Here is a 13,530-nt window from a genome sequence, read left to right on the forward strand (position 1 = left end):
TTTAAAAATGTATCAAAATAAAATACGTCTTTTTTTTCAAGAAGACTCTTCCTTAGAAGGTGAGAATTGGGAAACTCATATGGAAACTTTTGTAGTAATGCTCTATTATGCTTACCAAATTGATTCGGTTAATACGAGAGAACTATTTAAAGCTACAACATCAACTTGGGAGTATTTAGCTAGTTTTAACCTTCCTCTTAATGGAATTGAGTATGGTACTACTGAAGGAACTTGGGCATATCTACCTCTAGCAGATTTAACAACAGTTATAACTTTTATATCTAATCAATTGCTTCCAATATTGCAAACTGAAATGAATAATGGAGATAGACAACCTTTACTAGAAAGATGGGGAATTGAAGGTGTGAATTTTGAAAGTTATCTTTTTCAAATTGGAGATTTTTTTTCAGAGATTGTAGTAGATACTCATAATGAGATGGACGAAATACCTGTAGATTTATATCGTAGATTTGACTCCCTAAAAGATTTCTTTCAATTAGGTATTGATAATAATCAAAGATATCTAGTTTATAAAAAATAATAATATTAATAAATATTTTATTTAAAAATTCTATTGAATTAACCAAAAGCACCACACCTACATAAACCCTTATTATAAATAGGGAGCTATACACATAAGTGTATGTATAGATAGCATCTCCACAAGATGGTTGTCAAGAGAAGTATTTTCTCAAATGTAAAGTAAGAATATAAGTTACTTATTTGATTTACTGTGATTTAAAATGACTTAAGGTGAATGAATCACATTTTTAAAGAGGTAAAAGTAAAAGAATAAAAAAACAATAAAATAATGGCAGATCCAGTAAATAATCCGGTAACACCTAGATATTATCCCACATTATCTTCTGTAGTATCTCCAGAAGATATTCCAGATATTTTGGGGTTTATAAAAGAGGGCATTCTAAGTCTATTTGATAATATACATTATAAAGATTTACAGTATAATAAAAGTGCACGTGGTGATGCTGCTTTTTATAATTTGTCTATAGTCTCAAAAAAACGTATCGGTATTGAAATTCCTGGCACTGGGATTTTCTTAGTGCTCAATCCAGATGTTAGTGATGTTCAAATCTCTTCATTACCTATTACGGTGGCTTATGAATGGAAAATTTTGGGGTACTTAAGAGCATTTAATCTAGAAAATTTTTCATTTAATGCACAAGCCATTTTTGAGCTTGCTATGCAGGTACTTAATGTATCAGAAAATCAGGCAGTCGCTCATTTTATAAATACGTTTGTAGAAGTGCCACCTGGATCTTCTACTGCGCCATTAACGCAATTTGTCAATGATGTAAATGCAACCTATGGCACCACAGTAACAGTACCAAATGAATTTACAACCATAGATGAGGTGATTTCAGAAATGTATGAGATTACAAATCAATATACATCCCTTATTGCTTTTGGAGTATATATACTAGATACAGGAGTTGAAGAGACACGAGATAAATTAAAAGCATATTTCAATAGTTTACTTCCTGCAGATATAGAAGAGTATATCAAAGACCTATTACTTCCCAAAGTAAAAGCAACCTTACAATTAAGTGCAGGTGTAGAATTTCCACGATCTATTCTAAAACCTGTATATGATGAACAAGGTGTAAATCCTGTAGATCCAGAAGGTCCTTTAGGAGAACCACTTACAGAGGTTCCAGAGGTAGATGACGAAGGAAATCCAAAGGTATTATTAAGCTTTGGAGAAGCCCTATTTTATGCAGATACAGAAACAGGATTAGGGTATAATCTAGACATTGTGTTAAATACCAACTTCCCTGCACAAGTAGGAAATACAGGACTCATTATAGATATCAAAAATTTAAAAATTGATATCAGTACCACCGAGAATATCATAGAGGCGGATGAAGATAACCGTCCTCCAGAATTTATGGGCGTATACATGGAGCGTACAGATATTTTCTTACCTAAAAAATGGTTTAAAAAAGAGACAGGACAAACCCTAGTTATTTCAGGAAGAAAACTACTCATCGGTACAGGAGGCATGTCAGGAACTATTGCCTTAAGAGCTACCCATGCCATGCAAGATGATGTGGTAACAGATTACTTTAGTGAATATTTTAGTTTTAATTATCCACTAACTGTTCTTATCAACAATACAGAAACAGAGATTCCTGATTACCCAGCCTTACTCGCTCATGTGAATACCCTAGAGAATCCTAGTGAGCCAAAGCTACAATATCCATTTACAATTACAGCACCAGATGCTACCATTCAGTTTAGTGAAGAACAACAGTTTTTTAACTATATCAATGCGCTAAATCCAAATAAGTTTATGTGGTTCCAGCTAGGAAGTAATCCTGAAAGAGCTTGGAAGATAGGATTTGATGTATTTGACTTGACATTCCATCATGGGCAAGTGATAGAGTCAAATCTTCATGCACAATTAGAGATTCCTAAGTTTAAAGGTGTTAATAATCCAGATGAAGATCTGTTAATAGACCTTGTAGGTCATTGGCATAGCGAAGATGATTTTAATCTAACGGCTGCTTTTTTACCGTCAGGGTTGCCCATCAATCTCTTCAATTTTGTAACCATCAATTTACTTACTGCTGAAGTCGGAAGAGATGAGGGGAATTTCTTTATAGGAACTTCTTGCCAACTTTCCTTTAGCAATGAAACCATGAATAAAATTCTGGGAGATCAAATTATTGAGATCCCGCAGTTGCGTATTTATGACAATGGTAGTATCGAGATTATAGGTGGTAATGGATTTATTCCCGTCAATATTTCTCTTGACTTAGGTCCAGTAGAAGTAGCTGTATCAGGTATTCATTATGGATCAACACAGCTTGAACATAATGACGAAATGCGTACCTATAACTATTGGGGCTTTGACGGAGCGATCAGTTTAGATCCATTAGGCTTAGATGCAAGAGGGGAAGGAATTAAATACTATTACACTTCAGATAATGACGAATATGGTGATGAAGGGGATAGTTTTCTACATATTCAAACTATTGAAGTAGATCTTATTATTCCTGGAACAGCAGATGCAGATACTGCCTTAGCTATTATCCATGGAGAAATATCTTTGCCTGAACCTGGAGTATCAGCAGAGTATGAAGGAGAGGTGAGTTTTAAGCTTCCAAAAGCAAGAATTTCTGGTGGAGCTGCCATGAAATTACAACCAAAATATCCAGCGTTTTACTTAGAAGCTGGATTAGATTTACCTACACCTATACCATTAGGAGCAACAGGATTAGGATTTTATTCGTTTGGGGGTCTCATAGGGTATAACTATGTGACAGACAAACGCACCGTAGGTTTAACAGAAGAGGATAGTTGGTATGACTACTTTAAACATCCTCAAATAGGGGTAAATAGAGAGAAATTTAGAACTCCAGATGAGTTAGATGATTTTACGAGTGCCTTTTCTGTAGGTGCAGGAACCGTTCTTGCAACTATGGGAGATGATGGTTTCTTATTTTCTACGCGTTTGATGGCAATATTGTCATTACCATCGGTATTTATTCTTGATGGACGTGCCAATGTACTAGGGGATCGTTTAGGAATGTTGGACAATACAGAACCGCCATTCTTTGCTTTTGTTGCTATAGGTGATAATAGTCTTGAATTTGGTTTTGGTGCCGATTATAAATTGCAAAAAACCAATGGAGCGATCTTAGAATTATATGCCGAAGCACAAGCTGGTTTCTTCTTTAATAATGGAAACGCTTGGTATATCAATTTCGGAACACGTGAGCAGCCTAACACAGCACGATTATTTAAAGATATTGTAAACCTTGAGGTACAGGCATATTTAATGCTTTCTTCTCAAGGAATGGAAGCAGGAGCGCGTCTAGATTGGGAGTTTAGAAAACGTTTCGGACCTGCCAGAGTCCGTGCATACATCTATGTGGAAGTAGGAGGCTATATTAGTTTTGAACGTCCACAAATTGGAGGATACCTTGCCATAGGTGGTGGTGCCGAAGTAGATATATGGATTATCTCGGTATCTGTAGATGTAAATACAATGATCGCAGCCGAAGTTCCTAAACCATTCTTGCTTTATGGTACTTTAGGTGTTGAAGGGTGTATCAAGATACCTATTATTGGAAGAGTATGTAAATCCTTTACTGTAGAATTGAAGTGGGAAATAGACAAAGAAGTAGATCGTTCAGCCATCCCACCATTACCATTCGAAACCATAGAGACCGCTAGCGGTAATGAAACAGATCGTACCCATGAGTTGGTGAAAGGAATTCATATGATGACCAATGAGGTATTTAATTTAAATTATACTTCAACACCTCCTTCAGTAACTACGGTAAATGCATTATCTGCAGATTTTATACTTCCTTTGGATACCTATATTGATTTTAAAACAGAAAAAGCATTAGTGCCAAGCGCAGTATCTGGAAGTGGAAAACCGATTGGAGGATATACCCACGCACCTGAAAATCATGTAGAACTCATTCCACCAAATCGCACGGTACGTGGAGGACGGGAGATACGTCAAGTAAGACACGAATATTCTATTGAAGATGTGCAAATCTTTGCTTCTTATGACGAAAGTGGATGGCAACCTTATCATCCATTTAAAGCTGTGGTAGATGAAGCTACGCGTTCTACAGTAAATAATTTTAAAGTAGGGTACTGGCAGAAAAAATCAAGACAGTATGATACCATTCGTTTATTAGCAACCACTCCTTTTACTTATATGGAAGCAGGAGAACCAGGATGGGTCATCCCAGAACTATTAGGGATTACACCATCTACATTGTATTGTGTAGAAGAAGAATTGACAGGAAGTTGTGTAGATGTGTTAAACAAAGTATTAGGAACAACCTACTATATCCCAGATGGATATATTGCCCATTTTATCAATGGTATTTATGTTACGCTCGTAGGCGAAACAAGTACAGATCCTAATGACGAGGGTGTTTCAGAAGTAGATGGTGACTTTTTTAAAGTAACCAACGAAACCAATCCACACGGATTTTCAAAATCCGTAAGTATTAATAATTATAACAGTTTGGTCTTAATTACGCCAGAACCTTCTATAGAAATTAAATTAAAATTAGCAACCTATGCAGCAGGGGTTACTATCAAATACTATAGATCAGTGCCAAATGATGATGTGATTGAAACGGATTATCAATTAGTATATGAAGAATATAAAACAGCAGCACAACTCAATAGTCAAATTACATATGAAAACTATGTAGTACCTATTTCTAAGGTAGTTATAGAGCCAAATACACCAGATACTGCAGCAATCAATGATTTACGTGAACAAATTGCGGCATTATTTGTAGATACCTACGGAGATGCTATGGGAGAGGTAAGTATTAGTGAACCAAGTGATCCTGTATTATATGCACAACTAGTAGCACAGTTAGAAGCTTTAAAAGCAAATGTATGTACAGTGATAGAAGGAGATCCTGATTGTAATAAAGACGATATACTTTGTGAGTTTTATACAACCTTATTAGAAGCATATCATGATTGTTTCTTATACCCAATACAATCAATAAACCAATTATTTGAAATAAGTCAATGCCTATTAGAATGGGACGGACTCATTGTAAGATTTGATGAAATTAATCCTGAATATGACTTGATAGAGACCTTAGGAGATGTATATCAAGATATGTATCAAAACCCTGGTTTTCTTGATAAATTAACGCAATTAATAGCTGTATTAGATGGATATCCTGAAAATGATTGGAATGAAAATGAGGTTATTCAGTTATATTATCAATTAATAGATTGTGCAGAGCAAATCCTTCAAATTATTGCTGATCTAGGAAATTGTCATTGTACCGATGAAGATGTAGAAAAATGTTATACCTCGCTTCAGGAAGTTTGTTGGTTAACACTTGAAGAACATTTATATAATGAAACGATTCCAGATTCAGAAGCAATTGCTGAAGAACATCAGGATATGGTGGATGGGCTTTCTAAAGTAGCACAACCTATCTGGAGACCCAATACGTCCTATTATATAAAATATACGCTAAAAGATACGGTTGATCATGGAGAAAATGAAGGCATTTATAATCATTACTATTCATTTAAAACAGCAGGCCCTTTAGGACATTTTCATAAAGAAGCCAACTATGTGCCTTCAGGAGTGAACGCAGATCAATATCCAATTACGTCATTACGTAGCTATATAGATTATAATCGTTCGTATCCTAATGCAGATGGTAGTTTGCTCAAGGCGAAACCATTGTTTTACGGGCATGAAGAAGCTAAAATAGGTTTGTTTTTTAATAAACCTTATGTAAATCATATGTTCCAAAATTGGGATGCCTATGTAAATCCAACAAATGATGATACAGCAGATAGCTTCTTTGGAGATCTACATATCGCTATCAAAGATCCTGTAACCGATATGATAATTCCATATCCTTTACCAACAGAGTATCATGAAACGGTTCCTGAGCCTACCACTACCGAATGGGTAGATGATCAAGATCCACAATTGCCGGAGCACATTCAAGTCATTAATAATATGATTGCAAATGGAGAGCTAAATTGTACCATAGATTTAGGAGAGCCTATTGTACCATTGAGTCAAAATTACGAAGTGTCATATACCAATTTGAAACCTCGTAAGTTATATACAGCGCTTATCTATAATGCCTTTGGGAAAGATCAAAATGATCAAGTGAGTGAAAAAGTACATGAATATGTATTCCAAACATCCAGATATAGAAACTTTGAAGAACAAGTATTGAGTTATCGATCGGATGACGGAGAACAAAGACAAGCAGCATTTTTTGATATTCCAGTGAATGTAAGCGCCGCCGAAATAACAGAAGCATTCAATCTTGTAGATTACTTAAATACACCGGTAGATAATACATTGGAAACAGCCTATCAACACGTATTTGATCGTGTGACTGAAGGGGTGTTAGGAATAGTTCCAATAGATCCACCAGAAACGACAGAGTTTAATAGAGTGATTAATACCAATACGGGTGATGTCATTGGGATATTGATAAAGAGTCCAGAACCTTTTAATAACCCTAAAATTCCATTAGAAGTAATAGATGGTAGTGTTGCACAGCAAGACCCTGCGATCTCGATACTAAACACAGGAAGTACCGATGGGTATCGTGTATTGTATAGCAAAGATTATGCACAGGCATTCATTATGCATACAAGTAAAAAAATCACATTGATTTCATTAGACATTCAATTCTTATACAAAGTATGGAATGGAAGTGAGCATGTGGTAGCAGGAAATGTAATTGCTGGAGGTATTTTAATTAACGAATAAAGAGAAAGAATAATGGAATTTTTTAAGAAATATTTTGATGAACAAGTTTTTAGTGAAACAATTCATCACAATAGTTTTATTTATACTATTGGGATACAAGAAATACCAGGTAATAATTCAAAAGGGGTTTTTTGTAAACTTGATATTAATGGAAATATCATCTTTATAAAATCATATGAATTAGGCACTACAAACACAAAGTTTAGAAATTTTATAAAATCAAATGACAATAACTTTATAGTGTCTGGAGAATTATTTGACAATAATGAAAGTTTTGTTTGTAAGATTGATGCTACTAATGGTAATATTATTTGGGATATAACCTTTTCAAATACAAAGACCGCAGGTGGTTTGAGGGTTAAATACCTTTCTGAATTAAATTCAAATGAATTCATTTTTGTAAACAGAGATATTACTTCAAATAGATTTATAATCCATAAAATTGATTTTTTAGGGAATGTAGTGTCTTCAAAAAATATGGGAACTATATATTTTTCAGGGGTTGCTGCTAATCCTAATGGTGAAAGGATTTTGTATCAAGAAAGTCTACGTCTTTTTGTATTAGACGCATCAATGAATGTTATTTCTTATAACCCATTAGTTGGTTTAAATAATATAACCTCAATAAAATTTATTAATAATGAAGATTTTGTGATTATAGGAGACCCTAGTGGAGGCTATGGAACATATTTAATGAAATTAAATACAGAAACCATAGGAAGCATATCATCTGTTCCCGAAAAAACAATGCCAGAAATTCTCAATGGCAGGGGAGGGAGACTTTTTATAGATAATAATGAAATTTATCTCTCACTAGCAAATGGTACTCCACCTGCATCTGGAGATGTAATGTACTCTTCAATTATTGCTAAATTTGATTTAGATTTAAATCTTATATGGTCAAAACGATTTAATATTGAATTGTCTCCTAAAGTAGAATTATTTCAGGAACCTAAAATATTTTTAGAAGGGAAAATAGGAGAAGAATTATTAATCTTATTAAGATCAAGTGCTCAAAGTGCTATTATTGTGTCTAGTATAAATCTTGATACATGTATTACTGTAGATGCCCCTTTAATTATTACAGATACTATAAGAGAAGTTGCTCATGGTGATAGAACAACAACCCCGATTGTTTTAAATACAATAAGCCAAACACATGAGATTAACGATATTGAGGTAGTACCAGAAGAAGTTTGTGTAATTATTGGGAATCAAACTCTTGATATAGATCAAAGTACTATAAATGCTGAGTTAGATTCCATACCTGCAAATGGCGTTTCCCAAACATTAGTTACAGTGCAATTATATGATCAACTTGGATTACCTTTAGTTTCAGGAGGTCCCTATACAGTCACAATTAGTAATTCCTCTGGAACTTTAGAGAATCCTAGTGGATTAGTTAATGATAATGGTGTGTATACTACATTTTTGACTTCTGAGACTTTTGAATCTACAGCTTTGCTTGAATTTACAGTAAATAGTCAAGGACCAAGTAATAATACTGATTCTGTTGTATTTGAAGAAGAACCAAATGATCAAATTGTAATTACAGAGATTACTTCTTTACAATCTCCTAATTTATATTTACAAGCATCTGGTTCCGAAGGAAGTGATAGTACAAAAGGATATCATTTACGATGGATGTTCAGAGGAGCTCTGGGTAATACACATTTACCTAAAGGAAATTTAGCTACAAACACTACCCTTTCGGTTAATTTTAATAAACCAGAAGATTTTATAAAAATATATAAAGCTCCTTATATCAAAAAAACAGTTAGTATAGATTTTACAATCCATAATCCAGAAGTAGTAGATAACTCTAATTATTTATGGATTTATAGGGTAGAAGGTAAGGAGTGGTATATGTACTTTAATAATACTAATAAGTATAATGAAGTCTTGAATTCAATAGACCCAATTAATAACTCAAATTCCTTTTTAAATACCTATGGAGAAGAACTAATAGAATTAGAGAATAAAGAAGATCTATTCTTTGCAGCTAAGGTTAATTTCACTCAAGTGAATGATAGTAGCATTTGTTTGTTAGAGACATTATCCGTGCCTGAAAATACATTAACAGCAAATAAAGTTGTTAGTAATCGGAAAGTTTATGGTGCTTCTGATTTGAATACAGAAGTACGTCTTATATGTGAAAATGGTCGTTCTATTAGACTAAAAATGAATAGCTGTTATATGACATCTATTGACTTCGAGTTTTACACAGATACAATCGCTTATATAAATCAAATGTATGGATGGGAAGTTCTAGGAGATTTCGCATTATCTGTAGAAGATCTTGATGTTTTGAAACAATTAGAACCTAATGATGGGGATGTACATGGTGTTTGGAAACGATTTAATGATGATGCATTTGTAAATGTTGAAAATTATAAAAACAAATGGAATGCAACTCCTGAAGAAGGAGATCGTAATATCAAACAAGTCGTAGAACAATATATTGCTTTGAGTAATAATGGTAGTAACCCTACTGCTATCGAAGAAGTACCTTTAGGAAATGACCTTAATGACCCTAATGATGTAGTACAAGTTTCAAACCTTGATTTATTGAATGTGGCAGCCTATGATTATCATATAGCACGTATGTTAGGTTTAGGGGTATTAGATATTTCAGAAGATGCGACATTTATATATATAGCTGAATATACCACGTTTGGAGATCTGGAAGATGGTCTTGGTGCAAGAGAGGTACATCATCTTTCTATGAGTTTACCAACATCGTATCATGATGATCGTTTACCAATACCAGTACAAATTGATACCATTACACCCGGTGCTTTTATTGGAACAGATTCGGATGAGCCTTCTGCCATTACAGGAGAAGATGGTTATACACATGATGGTTTGGCTAGATATGTGAGTTTATATGCCGAAGCATCTCCAGAAGATCATGTGAATGTGTCATTTTTTAACACAGCAGAGCACATTGATCTCAGTACTATTACATATCCTATTTATGCAGGATTAGAATATAAGTTAGGGAATGAAGATTGGCAGAAACCCGAGTTGTCACATGACACAAGATATGTAAATGCTGTACCAGACGGAGAGACAGCTTATTTTGAAACTCGATTTATTAACATTCCTAGCATACAGGCACCCTTCTATGTGCATAGGCAGACTGTAAGTGGCACACATACGTATAAATCGTATGGAATTAATTGGTTCTCTAGATCTCAATTAGGAGAACAGGCATCAATAAATACTGTATTAACACCTACTAATCCATTATTGCCACCCTCTAGCACAAATGCATTATTGATTAGAAATGAATACCCGTTATTACTAACATCAGAGAGTGAGCAAGAGCGTTTAAATGCGATTCCAGAATCGAATGACCCAGGCAACCCTAGTGATAAAACTTTAATTCGCTTATCATTTAATTATCATTCAGCACAAGAACTAAAAAGCTATCAAGTACCATTAGATAGCACAATTTCAAATGAAGATTTAGAAAATACTGATACGCTTTTTCCAAACGGGCAAGAGATTTTTGCAAATGCTATTGATGTGTTTTTTAGAGATGAAGTGCCCAATAATGTGTCTGGGCAAATTGTAGGAGATATTGTAGATGATGCTATAAATGATTTATTATCAATCATAGAAACAGGACCTTATAATGTAAGTAGTAATAATACGACGATTGACCCAGTTATCATACCAGGTACAGAAGATAATTTTGTAGGAGGAGTATTTATTCAAGGCTCACAACGTTTTATCATCCATGAAGTTTCACAAGGAACGAATGGACCTGTATTTACAGTCTATAAAAAAGTGATTAGCGAATCGATTGTGAATGGAGGCATGCCTTCGGATACTGCTGAGGCAGTAGAAATGCCAGCAGTTGAAGGAGATGGGTTCTTTATGGCAATTGAAAATATGCAAACACCTGCAAGTTGGGGAATTCCTAATCCTTTAGGAATGCAAGTTCAAGTAGGACCTACTGATGAAATTCATAGAGAGGTTTTAACATTTACAGATAGTGATGGTGTAGAGATACGTCAACTCCAAAAGACAAGAGGAATATGGGATACAGCAACCGTGACTCCTGTGTTAGAACCAGGGTATGATGGTCAAGGGGTACAAGGTGAATATCATCAAGGACTCTACAAATTTGAATTTAATACCAAAACATTAGAGCAACATCCTCAATTTAGTACAGACAATAATTCTGTAGAGTGGTTTAGAGGATCGATACGTGTATTCTCAAATGAGGCATATAATGGAGGAAATCCTACTAAACCAAGAAGAGTATTATCTGTTCTTAAAATAGAAAACATTATACCTCTTGGAACAACTACAGGAGAAAATGTAGTGGTATATGCGCATGATCCATCTTTTATTCAAGGAGATACTTCATATGATGAAATTCAAACAGGGGTAAATGTAGGAGTTAATTTCTATCCTGGTTATAAAATATATCTCTATGCAGACCCTGCATTTAATATAACAGAAGACGCGATACTTCCAGCAGAAGGAGAAGGAATGCGTAATTCTATTTTTGGATTTAGAAGTAAAGATTCAGATGGAGCGTGTGAAGGCCCTAATACATCTTGCGTATCTAAAATTAGTGTACCTAATGTATTATTTGCGCAAGAGATTATTGAACCACAACCTCCACAAGAACCCTTAGGAGGAACATTTGCAACACGTCCAGATTTCTTTGGAAGATCAACATTTACGTTTACTACGAAATATGATCATAAACCTCATGGGGTATTATTCTATAGATCTAACGATGAAGGATTGTTAAATGCTCTTTATACAAAACAAACTATGCAAGCTATACGAGCAGCTTTAAAACTGCTAGGAGGTAATGATGAGGCATGGGTGACAGATCGATGGAAAAATTTCTTAGATTTTGGAGTATTAGAAGCCAATGGAGATTATAATTTTTATCCTCCAGAAGAGGATGCAGAAAACAGATTTAAATTCCCACATCCTGATAAACCTGCATTCTTTGATTGGGCAAATCAAGTAAGAGTAAATCTAGGATTAGAACCACTAGACGTGGGGCCAGATAATACAGTGCCTGTAGGTGATGAAAGAATATTCAGTTTTGTAAAAGGAGCTATTTATAATGCGTTTGTACCATTGACAGAAGTGCCAATTATTTACCAACATATAAAAGAAGCACCCTATCAACCACAATCTAAAAAGCAAGTCATAAGAGATCGTAATGGAGGTATTCTCTCTCCAACAGATCCTGAGTTTGATATGGCGCCTATGATGAAGACTATAGATACAAGTCCACATGAAACTTTATATACAGATTTTAATTTAGATGGTACATCAAACAATTTGTATTTCTATGGAGCTAAGGAACTAGGAACTCAACTTACAATGAGTGCGTTTAGTCCATTTTTAGGACCTATAAAACTAGTAAATACCAATGCTCCTGAGCAACCAGAGATAAAACGTATCATGCCAGTTTTAGGTAATCAAGTATTAGGAATTACTCCTAAAATTCAATTAGAGATTAATGCTTATCCAGAGGTGCAGAATATTCAAAGATTGACAGTATATAGAACCACAAGTAGACTTCATGCGCAATCAGTAAGAACCATGGAATTGGTAAAAGTAATCGATCTTACGGATGAAGAGTATGTAGGGCAATCTGTGTTAAAAGTGTATGATGATTTTTCAGATCTTTCTGAAGTTCCTTATGGAGAAGGTTTGTACTATAGAATAACGGTGTCTAGAGCTGTATTATATACAAATAAAAATAACGTTTTAGTGGATGATTTTGCACCATCGCAAGCTTCTAAAATTGTCGCGACCATGATGGTTGAAGTAAGCAATCCAACCTCTCCAGATCTAAGTTTTGAAGGAAATATAAGTACATTCACTGGTGGTACTCCTTACACAGCATCAAATATCTTTTTGACAGCAGTACGTTTCTTCTGGGAGAAACAAGCATACAATGCAAAATATCATCTCTATAAGATGAATAGTCAAGGCAATTGGGGGAAGATTTATGAAGTACAAACAAACGACGATCAAATAGAAGTCGCTTTATCTGAAACGAGTGTAGAACCTCCAATACTATTAATACAAAATGAGGATAGTGTAAATGGATATCATCACTTTAAAGTAATTACAGAAAATACTTCGGGAATGTTAAGTACAGAAGAGAAAATTTTGACAATTCCTGATTACACAGTCTCAGATCAAGACCCAACAAATCCAACAGGTATTGGGGCAATGGTTGTAGGATCATCATTTATAGCAAATTAAAA

General features: G+C 34.5%; 3 protein-coding genes. All 3 read left to right on the forward strand.

What is annotated here, in order from left to right:
* Nucleotides 1-7: 7 nt before the first annotated feature.
* The 3 genes from CHB80_RS13515 (at nt 8) to CHB80_RS13525 (ending at nt 13,528) form a co-directional block, all read left to right on the forward strand.
* Nucleotides 8-541 carry a hypothetical protein gene (locus CHB80_RS13515; RefSeq protein ID WP_089372025.1) on the forward strand — a complete coding sequence of 178 codons (534 nt, stop codon included), beginning with the start codon at nt 8-10 and terminating at the stop codon, nt 539-541.
* A gap of 270 nt (nt 542-811) precedes the next feature.
* A complete protein-coding gene (locus tag CHB80_RS13520; RefSeq protein WP_089372026.1) occupies nt 812-7,270 on the forward strand; it encodes a hypothetical protein in 6,459 nt (2,152 codons plus the stop codon).
* 12 nt (nt 7,271-7,282) lie between these two features.
* Nucleotides 7,283-13,528 (forward strand): Ig-like domain-containing protein, encoded by a 6,246-nt coding sequence (locus CHB80_RS13525; RefSeq protein WP_089372027.1) that lies wholly within the window; start codon nt 7,283-7,285, stop codon nt 13,526-13,528.
* Nucleotides 13,529-13,530: the final 2 nt, after the last annotated feature.

The sequence above is a fragment of the Dokdonia pacifica genome (genome assembly GCF_900188275.1).
In the GTDB taxonomy this organism is placed as follows: domain Bacteria; phylum Bacteroidota; class Bacteroidia; order Flavobacteriales; family Flavobacteriaceae; genus Dokdonia; species Dokdonia pacifica.

Coding starts and splice junctions, on each gene's coding strand:
- CHB80_RS13515 (WP_089372025.1), top strand. CDS start 8: ATGTATCAAAATAAAATACGTCTTTTTTTTCAAGAAGACTCTTCCTTA.
- CHB80_RS13520 (WP_089372026.1), top strand. CDS start 812: ATGGCAGATCCAGTAAATAATCCGGTAACACCTAGATATTATCCCACA.
- CHB80_RS13525 (WP_089372027.1), top strand. CDS start 7,283: ATGGAATTTTTTAAGAAATATTTTGATGAACAAGTTTTTAGTGAAACA.